General features: G+C 43.8%; 17 protein-coding genes. 9 read left to right on the top strand and 8 right to left on the bottom strand.

The genetic code is table 11. From position 1 onward, the window contains the following. Positions 1-5: 5 nt before the first annotated feature. Together AC5EUN_RS17560 and gshA are read right to left on the bottom strand one after the other, a co-directional pair. Positions 6-521: a disulfide bond formation protein B gene (locus tag AC5EUN_RS17560; RefSeq protein ID WP_281199342.1), complete on the bottom strand. Its 516-nt coding sequence runs from the start codon at positions 519-521 to the stop codon at positions 6-8. A 19-nt stretch (positions 522-540) separates the two neighbouring features. Beyond that, the gene (gene gshA / locus AC5EUN_RS17555) at positions 541-2,118 is read right to left on the bottom strand and encodes a glutamate--cysteine ligase (RefSeq protein ID WP_281199341.1); all 1,578 of its coding nucleotides are present in this window, start codon (positions 2,116-2,118) and stop codon (positions 541-543) included. 225 nt (positions 2,119-2,343) lie between these two features. Here gshA and AC5EUN_RS17550 point away from each other — a divergent pair, with 225 nt between their 5' ends. From AC5EUN_RS17550 to AC5EUN_RS17530, 5 genes are all read left to right on the top strand, one after another. Further along, on the top strand, positions 2,344-2,883 hold the full coding sequence (locus AC5EUN_RS17550) for a DUF924 family protein (RefSeq protein ID WP_004978349.1): 540 nt from the start codon (positions 2,344-2,346) through the stop codon (positions 2,881-2,883). Positions 2,884-2,921: 38 nt separating this feature from the next. Beyond that, positions 2,922-3,491 (top strand): CC0125/CC1285 family lipoprotein, encoded by a 570-nt coding sequence (locus AC5EUN_RS17545; protein WP_058951504.1) that lies wholly within the window; start codon positions 2,922-2,924, stop codon positions 3,489-3,491. A 16-nt stretch (positions 3,492-3,507) separates the two neighbouring features. Next, positions 3,508-4,815 (top strand): DUF445 domain-containing protein, encoded by a 1,308-nt coding sequence (locus AC5EUN_RS17540; protein ID WP_286405178.1) that lies wholly within the window; start codon positions 3,508-3,510, stop codon positions 4,813-4,815. 112 nt (positions 4,816-4,927) lie between these two features. Beyond that, positions 4,928-6,085 carry a methionine aminotransferase gene (locus AC5EUN_RS17535; protein ID WP_281963109.1) on the top strand — a complete coding sequence of 386 codons (1,158 nt, stop codon included), beginning with the start codon at positions 4,928-4,930 and terminating at the stop codon, positions 6,083-6,085. 124 nt (positions 6,086-6,209) lie between these two features. Next, positions 6,210-7,577: an MATE family efflux transporter gene (locus tag AC5EUN_RS17530; protein WP_493352544.1), complete on the top strand. Its 1,368-nt coding sequence runs from the start codon at positions 6,210-6,212 to the stop codon at positions 7,575-7,577. A 99-nt stretch (positions 7,578-7,676) separates the two neighbouring features. On the opposite strand, the gene AC5EUN_RS17525 is transcribed toward AC5EUN_RS17530, so the two are convergent. Beyond that, entirely contained in the window at positions 7,677-8,516 is an 840-nt protein-coding gene (locus AC5EUN_RS17525) for an SDR family NAD(P)-dependent oxidoreductase (RefSeq protein ID WP_004978362.1), read from the bottom strand. 203 nt (positions 8,517-8,719) lie between these two features. On the opposite strand from AC5EUN_RS17525, the gene AC5EUN_RS17520 reads away from it, so the two are divergent. The 3 genes from AC5EUN_RS17520 (at position 8,720) to phoR (ending at position 11,714) form a co-directional block, all read left to right on the top strand. Continuing rightward, positions 8,720-9,421, top strand: a complete 702-nt coding sequence (locus tag AC5EUN_RS17520; protein ID WP_493352543.1) for a TetR/AcrR family transcriptional regulator — start codon at positions 8,720-8,722, stop codon at positions 9,419-9,421. A 214-nt stretch (positions 9,422-9,635) separates the two neighbouring features. After that, entirely contained in the window at positions 9,636-10,346 is a 711-nt protein-coding gene (gene phoB / locus AC5EUN_RS17515; RefSeq protein WP_004691794.1) for a phosphate regulon transcriptional regulator PhoB, read from the top strand. Positions 10,347-10,355: 9 nt separating this feature from the next. Further along, complete coding sequence (phoR, locus tag AC5EUN_RS17510) at positions 10,356-11,714, top strand: phosphate regulon sensor histidine kinase PhoR (RefSeq protein ID WP_004691795.1); 1,359 nt, start codon at positions 10,356-10,358, stop codon at positions 11,712-11,714. 95 nt (positions 11,715-11,809) lie between these two features. Here the strand turns inward: phoR and asd are convergent, their stop codons facing one another. From asd to pncB, 3 genes are all read right to left on the bottom strand, one after another. After that, positions 11,810-12,661: an archaetidylserine decarboxylase gene (gene asd, locus AC5EUN_RS17505; protein ID WP_234963304.1), complete on the bottom strand. Its 852-nt coding sequence runs from the start codon at positions 12,659-12,661 to the stop codon at positions 11,810-11,812. Beyond that, the gene (locus AC5EUN_RS17500) at positions 12,658-13,506 is read right to left on the bottom strand and encodes a sulfurtransferase (RefSeq protein WP_493352542.1); all 849 of its coding nucleotides are present in this window, start codon (positions 13,504-13,506) and stop codon (positions 12,658-12,660) included. Before AC5EUN_RS17500 ends, asd begins: the two co-directional genes overlap by 4 nt. A gap of 162 nt (positions 13,507-13,668) precedes the next feature. Further along, positions 13,669-14,880 carry a nicotinate phosphoribosyltransferase gene (pncB, locus tag AC5EUN_RS17495; protein ID WP_104221785.1) on the bottom strand — a complete coding sequence of 404 codons (1,212 nt, stop codon included), beginning with the start codon at positions 14,878-14,880 and terminating at the stop codon, positions 13,669-13,671. A 301-nt stretch (positions 14,881-15,181) separates the two neighbouring features. Between pncB and dtd the strand changes: the two genes are divergently transcribed. Further along, the gene (gene dtd / locus AC5EUN_RS17490) at positions 15,182-15,622 is read left to right on the top strand and encodes a D-aminoacyl-tRNA deacylase (protein WP_168158756.1); all 441 of its coding nucleotides are present in this window, start codon (positions 15,182-15,184) and stop codon (positions 15,620-15,622) included. A gap of 104 nt (positions 15,623-15,726) precedes the next feature. On the opposite strand, the gene AC5EUN_RS17485 is transcribed toward dtd, so the two are convergent. Both AC5EUN_RS17485 and aciT read right to left on the bottom strand, forming a co-directional pair. Next, positions 15,727-16,206 carry an SCP2 sterol-binding domain-containing protein gene (locus AC5EUN_RS17485; RefSeq protein WP_004691804.1) on the bottom strand — a complete coding sequence of 160 codons (480 nt, stop codon included), beginning with the start codon at positions 16,204-16,206 and terminating at the stop codon, positions 15,727-15,729. A gap of 150 nt (positions 16,207-16,356) precedes the next feature. Then, positions 16,357-16,692: a ciprofloxacin tolerance protein AciT gene (gene aciT, locus AC5EUN_RS17480; protein WP_004691806.1), complete on the bottom strand. Its 336-nt coding sequence runs from the start codon at positions 16,690-16,692 to the stop codon at positions 16,357-16,359. Between the last annotated feature and the right edge of the window lie 402 nt (positions 16,693-17,094).

Raw genomic sequence — 17,094 nt, 5'->3', positions numbered from 1 at the left:
CTTTATTATTTTTTCTTCGCGTGTCTTGGATATTTACGCAACAGTTGCCACAGGCTAATCAACGCCAGTGCCACAAAAAACACCAAAGACCACACAGGTAAAGACTGACCCAAGAAAGTCCAATCTACCAGTGCACATTCACCTGAACCCGTTAAGACTTGCTCAAACACAGCACGCAGCGGCAACGTGTCTAACCAATAATCCAAGCCTGGGCCACAGCTCGGCACTTGATCAGGCGGTAAGCTCTGTAACCAAACGTGACGTGCTGCCACACCGGCCGACCATAAAATCGAGAGGCTGCCTAAAAATGCATAAAAGCGTTTAAAACCATTCGATGCTGGGTTATGCAAAAAGGCAATCAGCGAAATAATCCCCAGTCCAATCAGTCCCACACGTTGGAACACACAGAGTGGACATGGGTTTAACTGTAGCGGGCCGTGCTCTAAATACAAGGCAAAGGCCATCCCGATGATACTGGCTAAAACCAAAACACCACTCACGAAGCGATAACTCCATTGCATGGTCAATCCTCTTAATTTTTTATCTAAATTGTGCAAGATACTGTTCAAAACTCAGTTGACTGTCTTGCTCTAATTGCTGTTGTTGTTGCAGTGATTGCGTAGCTAAATCGTCAAAATAAGCCCATGTCTCTGCACTCAACTGATGACGCTCATAACTCGATGCATGTTGTGCAGCCATTTGGCTACCAAAGCCCCATGTCCCACCCGCTTCCAGAGTATCTTCAATCATCTGCGCCGACAAAGTATCATCAACTTCAGCAACTCTCTGTTGCATGACTGTCATCGCTTTACTATACAGTGTGGTGTCATAGCACTGATCTAACAATACAACCAGTTCTTGCATCGCCTCTAAATGAGACTGACTCCATGCTTCAATCGGGAACGATTGCTCACCCACAGCAATTGCAGCATTCGGTGCACGACCACGATTGACCACTTCCGCTTGGTTTTTCTCGATTTGATCTTGCTCTGCAGGTAATAAATCTGGGCTATCCAGCAGTAAGCAATACAGCGCCAATACTTCTAAGAAACCTGCGGTATCTTCATTGATCCCAATTGGGCTATACGGATTCACATCCACCGCACGTAGTTCCACATAACCGACACCACGATTGCTCAGCGCTTGTGATGGTGTTTCCCCTGCTTGCGGCACTTGCTTTGGACGCACCAAACTGTAGTACTCATTTTCAATTTGCAGGACATGATCATTAATTTGAATCGGTTCGCCCTGCGCATCGTTGAGGCCTAAGCGACTAAACGGCGCATAAGCCGTTTTGACTGCTTTTTGTAGGCCTTCGAGATAACCGTCGATATTGTTGTAATGAATCCCGAGCTGCTTTTGTGCTGAGTTTTGATAACCAAAACGTCCCATTCGCAAAGCAGTTGCATACGGTAAATACAAGGTCCCGCGCAGCAATGGCAACAGATGATGTTCACGCCCTGTCATAAAACACTGGCAGACCGATGGACTTGCCCCGACCAAAAACATCACCAACGGCGTAAGGCGAATAAAGTTGCGGATCAAACCAAAATAGCGGTGACTACGATAGTCTTGTGCAGATAAAGCTTTTAGTGCCTCATCTGTTTCGTGTTGTTGTAATTGTTCAAACAGTTGATCAGGAAAAGACAAGTTATAGTGTAAACCTGAAATGGTTTGCATACGACGACCATAACGTACCCCTAAACCATGGCGGTACAAGGTCTTGAACTTCCCAATATTTGAGCTGCCATATTGGGCTAAACGGATTTTATCGTCATTGTCATCCAACATACATGGCATCGACAGCGGCCAGAGCTTTTCACCATGTTCCAAATGACGATGCGCCACGCTATGAATGTCTTTTAAATAATGCAACGCCTCGGTAATGCTAGGCTGGGGCGGTGTAATAAATTCTAATAAAGCTTCCGAATAATCCGTCGTGATATGTGGATGAGTCAGCGCAGAACCCAAAGCTTGAGGGTGGTCGGCTTGTGATAAAAAACCATCACTTTGCATGCGCAGACTTTCACGCTCAATCCCGCGTAACATCCCTTGCAAAAGTGATGAATTGACCCAAGTCGGTAACACAGCTGTAGATTTAGATGCGGGTTGACCCATTACAATCTCACTTTTTGGAAGAAACAATTACAACGACGAATAAAATAAAATCATCAGTTTATATCAGTATAACGTGATTTTAATTCGGCACATTACACCCAGTCCTATTTTCAAGTAAACCATCTGTTCTATTTTTTCGGAAAATATTTATCACAAAGTTACGCTATTAGACATGTCAAAAGTGTGATTGTATTGAAGAATAAATGCTAAAGAATTGTAAACTTTATGAATTATCAAGAAATTTTAGATTTTTGGTTCGATCCCAAAAACCAAAGCTGGTGGTTTAGCCAAAATGATGCGTTCGATGCACTCATCGAAGAAAAATTTAAGACAATTCATCAACAAGCGGCGCATGCTGAGCTATGGTCTTGGCGCAGTAGTGCTGAAGGGCGTTTGGCTGAAATTATTGTGCTCGACCAACTGTCGAGAAACCTGTATCGCAACAGTTCTTTGGCCTTTGCTCAGGACGCTTTGGCCTTGGCTTTGGCACAAGAAGCCATCACGCTAAAACTGGATGCAGCACTGCCACCCATACAACGTAGTTTTTTATATATGCCCTTTATGCATAGTGAATCGAAACTTATTCATCAATATGCTTTAAAATTATTCGAAGACTTAGGCAATCCGATTAACCTCGATTTTGAACAGCGTCACAAAGTGATTATCGATCGTTTTGGACGCTATCCGCATCGGAACCAAGTCCTTGGCCGCAACTCAAGCCAAGAAGAACTGGATTTTTTGACTCAGCCCAACAGCCATTTTTAACTGTTCGGCTTCTCCCTCTGTGCTAAGGAGTCTATCTCATGAAGAAAATTTTAATCGCCTGTGCACTGGCGACGGGTCTGAGTTTAGTCGGCTGTGCCTCTACCCCCTCAAAGCCCTTAACCTTCGACCAGTTAGGTCGGTTTAGTAATACGCCATTAAACACCTCGACTTATCGTATCAGTTTCCAAGCTCGTCCAAATATGAGCTATGGCACGGCTGAAGAAATCACTCTGGTCAAAGCTGCGCAAACCACAGTGCAAAATGGTTATCGCTTCTTTAAAGTGCTAAATGACCCGAGCAACCAAAACCAACCACCAAGGCAAGCCGTGGTATATTCAAACCCAATGCCTTACTACCCATATGGTTATTATTCTCGCCATCCAGCCTTTTGGCCTGACCCGTTCTACGATGTCCCACGTGTAGTCGACATTGACCCCGTGCAAGTGTCATACAGCATTCAATGCTTTAAAGACCAAAAATCGGCACCAAGCGATGCCTTTGATGCCACGCTGATTTTAAAATCGCTGGGTGGAAAATACGGTTTGAGCCCAACCGGTGAAGTGCTCCCACCGCCTGAACCCAGCAGTCCAGCGTCGACCAGCAAATAAAGCATAGAGCCTGCCGATGAATGAACCTCAAGCCGTCCCATCGAGTCTGAAACGCAGCAAACGTTTTGCCACCATTGCCCTAATCACGGCAGTGGTGACATGGCTGCTGCTGATGGTCGTTGCCAAGTTTGTCCCCACAGACAAAGTCTGGGTCATTCATATTTTAATGTTATCCGCCGAAGCAGGTGTGGTCGGCGGCTTGGCTGACTGGTATGCCATTACTGTGCTGTTCCGTAATCCCTTTGGGAAAATGCCAATTCCAAAGTTTTTACGCGATCACACCGAAATTATTCCCCGTAACAAAGACCGTATTGCAGAGTCTATGGGCCGCTTTGTACAAGAAAACTTTCTTTCTCCACAAGTGGTGGAAAAAAGCCTGCAAAGTACCGACCTGTCTTTGGCCGTTGGCCAATGGCTTGCCAACCCACAAAACAATCTACAAGTCACCCAAGTCATTCAACAAACGGTGCCTAAAGTCTTTGAGTTTGTGGGCCAAGAACAAATCGGACGCTTTATTCAAAGTAACAGCGTGCAGTGGGTGCGCAACACTCAAGTCAATCATTTGGCCAGTGAAATGCTGCGTGCAGTGCTAGAAAATGATTTCCATCAAGATGTATTACAACGCGGACTCGACTTGGCACATGACTGGATGACCCAACACCCTGAACAAAGTCGTGAGTTGACCCGAACCTTGTTCAAAGAACTCGGGGTCTGGAAACTGGCCAAAGGAGCCAGTTGGATTGGCATCGATGTGCAGCAAAGAACCATTGACTCACTCATTCAACGAGTCGAGTCGATGTTGGCCGATCCTGAGCATCCGTGGCGTCAAAAGATTGAAGCGATAGGACACGCGCTTATGCTCGAACTGGCAGACACCAACAGTAGGGCCAGTCAGCGTTTAAACCAAACCAAAGATGCCCTGCTAGATAGCCCACAAGTGCTGAATTTTATTAGCGGTGCAGTGGTCATTTTATGTGATGCCATTAAACAAGACCTACAAAAACCAGACTCTGGCATTGCTCACAACATCCGTGTATCCATTCAACAAATCGGGGAAAACATCATCTCCAATCAAGCCGTCAGAGACTTGCTCAATCAACGCCTCAGCGGCATTGCGGTCAATCTCAGCGACCAATACAGCGAAAAAGTCATTCGTTTTATCAGCGAACGTATTCACGAATGGGACTCCAGTGTGATGATTGACAAGATCGAAAATGAAGTCGGTGGCGACTTGCATATGATTCGGGTCAATGGTGTGGTAGTCGGTGCATTTATTGGCTTAGCACTGGGGATTATTCGCGCGGCAGTTGAACAGCTCTTATAAAAGCAATCCATAAAAATGCATGCTTTACCCCTGTCCTACATGCAAAATTTGCATAAGTAAAAGGGGATGAATATGCTATTTTGGGCTGATATTTAGACACTTTTAAGCATTCATGATTCAGTTGCCTTCATCTAAACTGCCTGCACAAGGCGTCACTATTTTCAGCACCATGACTGCCATGGCACAGCGCTTAAATGCCCTAAATCTATCCCAAGGTTTTCCAGACTTCGAAGCCCCCGCTGAACTGCTAGATGCTTTAGCACAAGCCACACAAAGTGGTTTCAATCAGTATGCTCCAGGCGATGGGGTCTGGTTATTACGCGAGCAACTGGCACAGCAATTTGCACAACGCGATCAGATTCAGCTCGACCCGATGACCGAAATTACCATCACTCCGGGCGCAACCATTGGCCTTTTTGCTACCATTCAAGCCGTAGTCCATGCGGATGATGAAGTCATCATTTTTGACCCCAGTTATGACAGCTATGCGCCAAGTGTGGCTTTGGTCGGGGGTAAGGCCATTCATATTGCGCTCCAAGCACCGCATTTTTCGGTCGATTGGGAGCAGGTTAAATCAGCCATCACTGCCAAAACCAAACTGATCATTATCAACACACCACATAACCCGAGTGGTGCCATTTGGAGCAAGCAAGATTGGTTGACGCTGATTGAACTGATTCGCGACACCAATATTTTAGTCCTGTCTGATGAAGTCTATGAACATCTGGTATTTGATGGCCAACGTCACTATTCGGCACTGTCTTTTCCTGAACTGCGTGAGCGCAGTGTGGTGGTGGGTTCCTTTGGCAAAACCTTTCATGTGACCGGTTGGAAAACCGGCTACTGCGTGGCTACACCTGCGCTCATGCAACTGTTCCGACAGGTCTATCAGTTTGCCAACTTCTGCGGAGTGACCCCTGTACAACTGGCTTTGGCCAATTATATGCAGCAACATCCTGAGCATATTCAAAACTTAGCGGGCTTTTATCAAGCAAAACGCGATCGTTTTATTGAGGGTTTAACCGGTTCACGCTTTCAATGGTTGCCTTCGCAAGGCACTTACTTTCAAAATGTCGACTACAGCCACATTCGTCCCGATTTAAACGATGTTGAATTTTGCCGCTTTCTGGCAGAGCAGCATGGCATTGTTGGCATTCCTGTTTCGGTGTTTTATCAGCAGGCCCCAGAGGCTTTGCGCATGATTCGTTTTTGCTTTGCCAAGACCGATCAAACCTTAGCTCAGGCAGCTGAAATTTTGCAAAGCGTTTAAATCTTTTTCAGCTTTGCTTTTGTACAAAAACAGGCTTCGCTTAATGAAATACATCGGCTTTTCAGCTCCGAACTATGCTAGGGTAAGCCTTAGAAATGTAATAAAAATAACCTCGGGATGACTTATGTCAGCACACACCCCATTGGTGCAACAGCAAAAGTTATGGAAAGCCTTTTTTATTTTCCTGATGCCTTTGATTGCCACCAATATTCTGCAAAATCTGTCGGGTACGATTAATACCATATTTGTCGGACAGATGATGGGGGTGCAGGCGATTGCAGCGGTTGCAGTGTTCTTCCCCATCCTGTTTTGTTTAATGGCCTTCGTAATTGGACTATCTGCGGGTTCTACCGTCTTGGTTGGCCAAGCATGGGGCGCACAAAATATTGAAAAAGTCCGTGCGGTGGTCGGATCCACTATTTTTATGACCCTCATTGGTGGCAGCTTTATTGCATTTTTAGGGGTGATTTTTGCGCGACCAATTTTATCGGCTTTGGGTATCGATGAAGACGTCATGCATCTCTCGCTACCTTATGTGCAATGGATGTTGGCAGGTAGTCCCCTACTATTTGTATATATTATTTATACCTCAATTTTACGCGGTGTCGGAGACAGCACGACACCTCTGATTGCTTCTGGCATGACCATCTTGATTGGGCTTTGTGTCACGCCAGTTCTGATTGCGGGTTATTTTGGCTTTCCCAAACTGGGGATTGTTGCGCCTGCCATTGCGACCATTTTAGGTTTTGTTTCCGTGTTGGCCTTTTTGTATTTCTATTTGAACTATAAACAGCACCCACTCAGGCTTGATGCACAACTGCTACGTCATATTCGCTTTGACCGTCAGTTGAGTAAAATCATTCTCCGCTTAGGAGTTCCAACAGGCATTCAAATGATCACCACCTCCGTCGCAGGCCTTGTGATTGTAGGTCTAGTCAACCGCCACGGGGCCGATGCGACCGCAGCTTATGGCGCGGTCAATCAGGTTCTGAATTATATTCAATTCCCTGCCCTATCTATTGCCATTGCTGCATCGATTTTTGGTGCACAAGCCATTGGCGCAGGCAAATCCGAGTTATTGGCCAAAGTCACGCGTACAGCGCTCGGCATGAACATCATCATTACAGGCTCCTTGGTGGTCTTGGCTTATCTTTTCTCCAAATACCTCATGGCACTCTTTATCACGGACCATGCGGTGGTCGAGCTAGGACAACAGCTGTTATTTATTGTGCTGTGGTCCATTTTATTCTTTGGTGCCAGTGCCATTTTTGCCTCCATTATGCGGGCCAGCGGTACAGTCACCATGCCCATGATCATCAATATCATTGCGATTATTGCGATTGAAGTGCCCTGTGCCTACTTATTTAGTGAATGGTGGGGACTCCAAGGGATTTGGTATGCTTATGCACTGGCCTTTGTCAGCTTATGCATTATGCAGGGGCTTTATTATCAATTTATTTGGAAGAAAAAGACCATTGAAACGCTCATTTAAAGTTAAACGGATATTTAATAAAACAGTTTTTTGATCATGACACTCATTAAAATTAAGCATAAAAGAACCCGCCAATGCGGGTTTTTTTACATCACAACATTAAGACTTTCTTTGGCTTAATTTGGTCGCAAAAGCCGTCACTTTTTGGTAGCCCGTCGGTAAGATACGCTGAATCAAATCTAGCGTTTTCGCATCATTGCCAATCAATAAACGACGCTTGTCTTTTTGTACCGCCTCTAAAATTTGACGTGCCGCTTCTTCGGGTGGACAGCGTAATAATTTATTAAAGGTCTGTGCAGATTTCTCAGGGTTCATCCCGATGCTACGCAAGCTGTCATTCACTTTGGCTGCATTGGCAATATTGGTTCGAATCCCACCCGGATGCACGCACAATGCGCTCACGCCACAGTTTTCCATATCTAACTCTTGGCGTAATGACTCGGTAAAGCCACGCACCGCAAACTTAGTGGCATTGTAAGCAGACTGAGTCGGTTGAGCGGTCAGACCAAATAAACTGGAAATATTGATGATATGCCCATCGCCTGTTTTCTTAATATAAGGCAAAAACTCTTTGGTGCCATAGACCACACCCCAGAAATTAATCCCCACGATCCATTCCAGCTCTTCATAGGATGCACCTTCTACGGTTGAACCCAAAGCAACGCCGGCATTATTAAAAATCATATTCACAGAACCATGATTTTGTACGGTTTCTTCAGCCCACGCTTGCATCGCTAAACGGTCTGAGACGTCTAATTTTTTCGTGGTGACACGTACATTGGTGCCTTGTAGCAGTTCAACTGTTTTCGCCAACCCTTGTTCATTGACATCACTCAATGATACATGACAGCCCGCCTTGGCCAATAAAAGTGCCAATTGTTGGCCAATACCCGATCCTGCACCTGTAATTGCCGCAACTTTATTTTTAAAATTCTTCATGAGATTGTGGTTGTCCTTTATCTTTGTACATCGACTGTAGATGCTTTTTTTATAATTGACAATATCAATTGTCATAAATTTAATAGCCAAAAGTGTCAAGTCTATGAAAACCAGCTAGAGATTAAAGCCTACGCATAGGTAGAGTCGTGGTTTATTGCTAAACTATGCAAAACCTTGGCTTTCAAATAGGGCGATGAAATCTGATGACGGCATCTGAACCAGTACAACAAAACAGCGATAATAATAATAAAACCAAAGAAAGACAATTCAAGGGCTTATCGCTTTCTGAACGTAAACAGCTGCGTCGTGAAAAATTGATTGAAGCTGGCATTGAAGCCTACGGCACTCACGGCTTTTTTGCCGTGACGGTGAAAGATATTTGTAATGAAGCCAAACTTACTGAACGTTATTTTTATGAGTCGTTTAAAAAAAGTGAGCAACTGTTTCAAACCATTTTTTTAAAGCTGATCGATGAGTTACAGCACAATGTCATGCAAGCCATCATGCAAGCCTCTTCAGATCCACATAAAATGATTGATGCTGGACTGCGTGCCCTGCTTACCACCCTAAAAGATAATCCCCGCATGGCGCGTATTATTTATATCGATGCAATGTTGGTGCAAGAATTACATAACCAAGCCACGATTCATGAAACCATGACCCGTTTTGACCGGATGATTCAAGCCTTTGTGATGCTGATGATGCCGCAAATTAACCGGTCCGAACGTGAAATTTCGCTGGTCGCCACAGGCCTCAATGGCTATGTCACACAAATTGCGATCCGTTGGGTGGTTAGTGGGTTTAAACAATCCTTTGAAGAAGTTTTATCCTCCAGCCGTATTGTATTTATTTCACTTCTAGAAATCTTTTCAGACCCCAATACACGGGCAAAATTGGATGTCTAAGACTTTTCACTTGGATGAGATCGGAATTTTCGAATGCAATTTAGATTAAACTTCCATTAATTTTGAATCCCAATATGACGATTTTTTGTCACATTTTTTTGCAAATTTCATCAATCGTCTGTTTTTTGCAATGATACTGTCATAATTAATCTTTGTAATAAGCCTGTCATAAAATTAAAACGGCCTGCCGTTACCTACAATAGGATATTGCGTTGTGAAAGATGACTACATTTTAATCGTCGATGATGAACTTCCCATTCGAGAAATGATTCACACCTCGTTGGATATGGCAGGCTTTCAATGCTTACAAGCAGAAGATGCAAAACAAGCCCACCAAATGATTGTGGATCAGCGTCCTGCTTTGATCTTGCTCGACTGGATGATGCCTGGTGGCGTCAGTGGTGTAGATTTATGTCGCCGTCTCAAGCGCGATGAAAATCTCTCTGAAATTCCAGTGATTATGCTCACAGCACGTGGTGAAGAAGACCATAAAGTGCAAGGTCTGGATGCTGGTGCAGATGACTACATGACTAAACCGTTTTCGACCCGTGAATTGGTTTCCCGCATTAAAGCTGTTTTACGCCGTGCTAATGCGCTCAGCGGTGAAAAATCGATTGATGCCAATGGTTTAATCTTAGACCCTGTCAGCCAACGGGTCAGCTTTGGCAATAATTTCCTCGACATGGGGCCAACTGAGTATCGTTTATTGGCCTTCTTCATGACTCATCCTGAGCGTGCCTACACCCGTGCGCAACTTCTTGACCAAGTCTGGGGCGGAAACGTGTATATTGAAGACCGTACCATCGACGTGCATATTCGCCGCTTACGTAAAGTACTTGAGCCTTATGCTGCAGATCGCTTTGTGCAAACAGTTCGCGGTACAGGCTATCGATTCTCTACACGTGCGGATATCGCCCTAGGTTAATTTTGTTTTATGTATGAACCCTACCCGGTCCCTGAACTTGCGCGCGAGCATAAAAAAACGCGATATAGCAGTTTATGGGGCTTTGCCAAACAGGACTTACGTCTCCTTGCCTTTTTCTTGCTGATTGCAAGCTTGATTGGTTTTGGCGTTGGTTATTTTTGGACGTGTATCTCCTTTGCCTTTGCCGTTTTTTTCATTCTGCAAATGCGCTCTTTGTATTTGGTCAATGACTGGATTTCCAATCGTCCCTACGAAGTTCCACCCAACCTTGGGGGCATTTGGGGGGCATTATTGTTCAATGTTTATCGTGCACAGCGCCAAGAACGGATTGTACAAGCGGAAATGGTCGGGTTGATTGATCGCGCGCAGTCGTCATTGGTCGCTTTGCAAGAAGCCGTGGTGCTGATAGATGACATGCAACAAATTGAATGGTGGAACCCTGCTGCAGAACGGTTATTAGGCATCGAACAAAATGACCGTGGCCGTAATATTTTGACTTTATTACGCCAACCAAGTTTTGTGGATTATTACAATAATATTGATGCTGCACCAGATGGCTTAAAAATGAAGTCATCCAGTTTTGATGAACATTATGTTCAAGTCAAAATGACTCGATTTGGTGGAGAAAGTCGCTTACTGGTCGCCTATGACGTGACCCGCATGCACAATCTCGAACAAATGCGTAAAGACTTTGTCGATAACATTTCACATGAACTACGCACACCGCTCACAGTACTCAGTGGTTATATTGAAACCTTTACAGACCAAGAAGATCTCAACCCACGTTGGAAGCGGGCCTTTGACCAAATGCAGGCACAGGCCAAACGCATGAATGCCTTGGTGAATGATTTGCTATTACTGTCACGCCTAGAAAATGACAAGCAAATTGCTAAAAATCAAATCATTGATATGCCTAGCTTAATGAACCAACTTTATGACGATGCGCATGCCTATAATATTGATTATGGGCATACGCTCAATCTCGATATCGACAGTCACTGCGACTTAATCGGTTCAGATATGGAGTTAGCCAGCGCTTTTAGTAATCTGATTACCAATGCCATCAAATACACGCCGAAAGGTGGAACGGTGACCATGGGTTGGCATGACAATGGTGAACAGGCTTATTTTACTGTGGAAGATACTGGTATAGGCATTGATCCTAAGCACCTGCCCCGTTTAACCGAACGCTTCTACCGTGTTGACAGCGCGCGCAGTCGACAAACGGGTGGCACAGGCTTAGGACTCGCAATTGTGAAACACGTATTAATGCAGCACCAAGCACATTTAGAAATTGAATCCAAAGAAAATCAAGGCTCTATTTTTAAAGTGATTTTCCCCAAAGAACGCACCTATAATCCTGAATAAACCTTTCTTCAAAAGCATGAAAAAAGCACCGATATCGGTGCTTTTTTGTCTCTCACCGTCCCTTTAACAAGGACGGTGACCGAGAGCTGAAACGATTAAACTGTATGTCCCATCACTTCACCCATCACCACAGTCGAGTTGGCTTTAAAGGCTGCATCCCACGTCATTTTGTCTTTTTCAAACAGTACCACAGCGGTTGAGCCTAAGTAAAAGCGACCCAGTTCAGCTCCTTTGTCCAAGAATAAATTATGCTGATTTAATTCTAAACGGCCAGTAGGCTTCACTTTTCCTGTTGCAACAGTTTCAATCCCCGCCACAATCATGGCGCCAACGAGAACTACGGCCATACGGCCGATTTCTGTATCAAATAAACAGACCATACGTTCATTTCGGGCAAACAAGCCTGGAATGTTTTCAGCAGTGGTTTGATTGACAGAGAACAATTCACCCGGCACATATAAGGTTTCCGTCAATGTGCCTGCAAATGGCATATGCACACGGTGATAATCTTTAGGCGATAAATACACCGTTGCAAACTGACCATTTTTAAACGGTTCAGCCAACTGCGGATCTGCAATTAAGTTATCAACGGTGAATTTTTGCCCTTTGGCTTGGAAAATATCACCTTCCACAATGGGACCCAACTGTGAAATCGCACCATCCGCAGGCGATACAATACTGGTCGCATCGGTATCAATATCACGTACACCCTCTTTTAATGCACGGGTAAAGAATTCATTAAAGGACTTAAACTTCAGTGCATTGCTCTGCTCAGCAATCGACATATCAATGCCATACTGCGCTTTAAACGCAGTGATGACCGCATTTTTCACAATCGGATTTTCGCTGGCTGCGACTCTGCCCACGACACGTGATAACTGATGTTGGGGTACAACACGTTGAGCTTGAATGAAAATTTGTTTTTTTAAGCGTGATGTGAGGCTCAAGACGGCATCTCTCCGGTAATGATAGGACTGTCGAGGCGGTTGCCCCATTCACTCCACGCACCGTCATACGCCTGAATATTCCAACCCAATAAACGACCTAAAATATAAGCCAGTCCTGATCGGTGATGTGACTGACAGTACACCACCACAGGTTCATTTAAGTTAAAACCCAATTGTTCTAAGCGTTGCTGCGTGCGTTCTAAAGGGTGCAATCTTAAATGATTTTCACGGTTAAGGGCAGTACTCCATTCAAAATGTAGTGCATTTGGAATGTGACCGCCGCGTCGCGCTGCAAGACGCAGGCCGGTATATTCGTCTTCTGTGCGGCAGTCCCAGAGTTGGACTTGGCTGCTTTGAACTTTCTCTAATAACTCAGTATATTCAATTCGATACTGCTGTATTTTAGCTTGATCGACCTGTACTAAAGCACTGACAGGTTCAAACTGCTCCACTTCGGAAGTGGTTGGAAGTCCTGCCGCAAGCCATGCATGAATTCCACCATTCAGCAGACTGGTATTTTCAAAACCTAAGCAGTGTAAATTCCAAATCAAACGCCCCGCCCAAGCGCCACCTTCATCATCGTAAACCACCACATGATGCTCGGGTGAAATATTCAAATAACGAATCAGTTCCTGTAAACCTTCTACATCAGGAAGTAGACCGGTGGCTTGTTCGTCTTGGCGCACCAAAAATTTCGGCTTTAAATGCAAAGTATGTGGAATATGTAACTGGTCATAGACTGAAGCACGACTTAAATCGACGATGCGTAATTTGTCATTCCCTAAATGCGGAACCAACTGCTCTGCGTCTATCAACAAGCCAAAATCAAAGGCAGAATGTGTCATATTATTTCGTATATTTTCAGATCATGCTTTGATCTTAGCACAACTCATTTTTACAATTATTCTGATTTTTTGCATTCTTTTAGCAGAATTAGAGATATCACTATTCACCAGTTTTTTAATGCGCAATGCCAGAACGGATTCTGGCATGGTATATATTCTGGATTAATTGACTTCTGCTTCAGCAATCTCAAAAACCTGACGTAAATACGCCAAAAAAGTATCGTTATCCGTCATGGTTTTACCCGGACTGTCTGAGATTTTCGCAACCGACTGGCCATTACACTCAACCAGTTTAAGCACAATATTTAAAGGAGTTTGTCCCATATCATTGGTCAAATTGGTACCAATTCCGAAACTGACTTGGAAACGGTCTTTGAAATAGTTGTGCAGATCCCATGCTTTCTCTAAATTGAGTCCATCACTAAACGTTAGCATTTTGGTTTTACTGTCAATTTTCAACTTTTTATAGTGAGCATAGGCTTTATCGCCCCATTCATACGGGTCGCCACTGTCATGGCGCAAGCCATCGAATAATTTAGCAAAGTACAAGTCAAAATCACGCAGGAATGCATCCATCCCCACCACATCCGTCAAAGCAATACCTAAGTCACCACGGTATTCTTGTACCCAGGTTTCCAGTGCTGATTTTTGGAAATTACGTAAACGTACATCCAACGCTTGGAATGCTTGTAGGAATTCATGCGCCATGGTCCCAATCGGGGTAAGACCCAATTGCTTTGCAATTAAGACATTACTGGTACCACGGAAAATATGCGGTGCAGCTTGATTAAACACTTCAATCACATGTTTTTGCCACGCCAAACTATAGCGGCGCCGTGTACCAAAGTCAGAAACTAAAAATGGGGGGTCATTTGGCGTTTGCGATGTTTCATAGTGTTTTAATAAAGCCACTTTGGCCTGTAAGCGACGTTCGCCCTCAGCCATGACCTCTTCGCTTCGAATACGGCGGAAATACAGCTCATTGACGATAGCAAGCACAAAGATTTCAAACATCATGGCTTGAACCATCGGCCCTTCAATTCGAATGTCTAAACGGCCTTGATGATCAATACTGGCCACAATAAAACGGCGTTTGAGCTGAAACAACTCTAAATAATCTACAAAATCACTTTTGATAAAGCGCAAACCACGCAGGTATTGCAGCTCATCGTCTTGAAAACGTAATTGGCAGAGCAAATCTAATTGGTGATTTAAATCATCGAGAATGTCGACCAAAGGATAGACCGTGTCATCCAAATTGCGACAACGGAACTGGTACACACTATGCGCTTGGGGAAACTTATGCAGGACCACCTGTAGCATCGTAAATTTGTACAGATCAGTATCTAATAAGGATTGGATGATGGCAGACATATCATTTTCGGTTTTTAGCAACTTATTGCATTAAAGCACATTTTTTTAAGCTGCATAGCCATGTTTTGGTAATTCGGTCTTGCTATTCGACCAATTACTCGGGACATTTCTTATTTCTCTTGATTCAGAATCCAAGTGTTGATGTCTTTATTGTCATCGCTCTTGGCCTATGCTCTTTTCCTGAAACATTGCTATGGATATCAACGCAATTGCCTTGTTTTTTCAATCGATGTTTCTCCTGTGATGCACTAGGTTTGCTACAATTTCAGTCTGCACAATCAAATGGTAGATAGAATCAGTCATGCGGGCCTTATTACAACGCGTTCTCGAAGCCAAAGTGGTGGTCGATGGTGAAACCACAGGTGAAATTCAACACGGTATCTTGGTTTTCTTAGGTCTTGGGAAAGAAGACACTTTAGACAAAGGCAAAAAAATGATCGATAAAATTTTAAAGTATCGTTTTTTTGACGACGAACAAGGCAAAATGGGCTGGAATGTCAGCCAAGCCGGTGGTGGGATTCTTCTGGTTTCTCAATTTACTTTGATGGCGCAAACCCAAAAAGGTTTACGCCCTGACTTTGGACCAGCCATGCCACCAAATGATGCCCAAGCCTTATACGAACAACTGGTTGAATATGCCAAGACCCAGTTTGAGCATGTGCAAACAGGTATTTTTGCTGCCGACATGAAAGTACATTTGGTCAATGATGGACCCGTGACTTTCAATTTAGAAGTCGAATAAAGTACCATGCATAAAAAAGCCCTCGATAGAGGGCTTTTTCGATTTCATCGCTCTCAATCTCCCTTTTATAAAGGAGCAGAAATCGAGAAGTTGAAAAAATCTTTTTACTTACCCGTTTTTTCTTTCAAAAACGCGCGCGCGGCTTTAATTTTTGCTTTCACAGGCTTTGGTAACTTTGGTGGAACCAATTTTGCAACTTGGTTGAACCAAACCAATAGACCAAAATCACCTTCCATTTTAATGCTGCCGTTTTGCATGCCCGTCATAAATGCGGTTGGGTCGCCTTTGATTAAAGTTTTCACACCCTGCTCACTGTCCGCAAACTGTAAAATAAAATCTGCTTTTTCGGCATCACCTGAAACGGTATCAATCTGACCATTGTTCACAATAATTTGGCGCGCCATACCCAGATCCGTACCAATTTGAATACGGAACTGACGTTCATGAACTAATTCAATAAATTTTGGACTGGTACGCGCCAGCTGTTTCATACGAAGTGCCAAACCAGTAACCATTAAATCCAGCGGATCCGTGCTGACATCAACCAATGGAAGTTTAACCACAGGAATTGAAGATAGTTTCATGACATGAAAGCCTATTGTAATTGTTGATAAATTGACTGTTTTCAATGCTACCACAAGTTGCCATTTTTACCGCTAGGCTTTGTATAACAATCATGTAAGAACGTAAAAAAGATGCTCTAGGCATCTTCTTTTACGGTATGAGGTTATGACTTAGCGGCTAGAACACTGCTGTTGGTCATCTTCATATACAGGTGTATGTTCAATACAACGTCGCTGCGCCAGTGCACGTTCTGCGCGACGGTCTTCACGTAGAAGCAACATCGTCACAATAAGCATCGCTGAAGTTAAAGCAGTTAAGTAGCTATAAGTGATCGGCATTTCAAACACTGCTTGCACACCTAGGCGAATGACTTCCAAGATTCCCCAAAACACCATACCCGCCACCATAAAACTCAACCAGCGACGATAAGGCGAAAAGAAAACAGCAATTAACGCAGCGGCGACTAAACTTAAGCCAACGATGGTTGCTAAATTCGCTGTTACCATAAAAACCTCCGTCTAAGATAAATTCAGGCGACTGATACACTGTGCTGAACTCATCCCCGATACCGTTTAAAATTAATGGATTGTGTAGCTTTCAAACTCTATGCATGCATTATGAGCAGTTTTGAAAAGAAAAAAAGGCTTGTATTTTTAGAATGCGACACACCTTGTCGCCATATTATATTGTCATTACATTTTTTTAGATTTGAACTTTTCCAAAACAAAGACGCGCTGAGTCTTGGCGTGTCATTACAAAATAAAACCCGTATTTTCAGCGCTTAAAAATATTTTTTCCAATTCTTTTGATCGTTGTTTTTATCGACATTTTTTACTGACCGCTCATCGTTTTTCGCTTAAATTTGCAACAAAAAAACGCAGCTCAAAGGCTGCGTTTTTGATAACACC

It is taken from the genome of Acinetobacter sp. CAU_H_S170_2 (assembly GCF_058890445.1).
The sequence above is the reverse complement of the archived record's forward strand: the minus strand, read 5'-3'. Positions and strand labels throughout refer to the sequence as shown.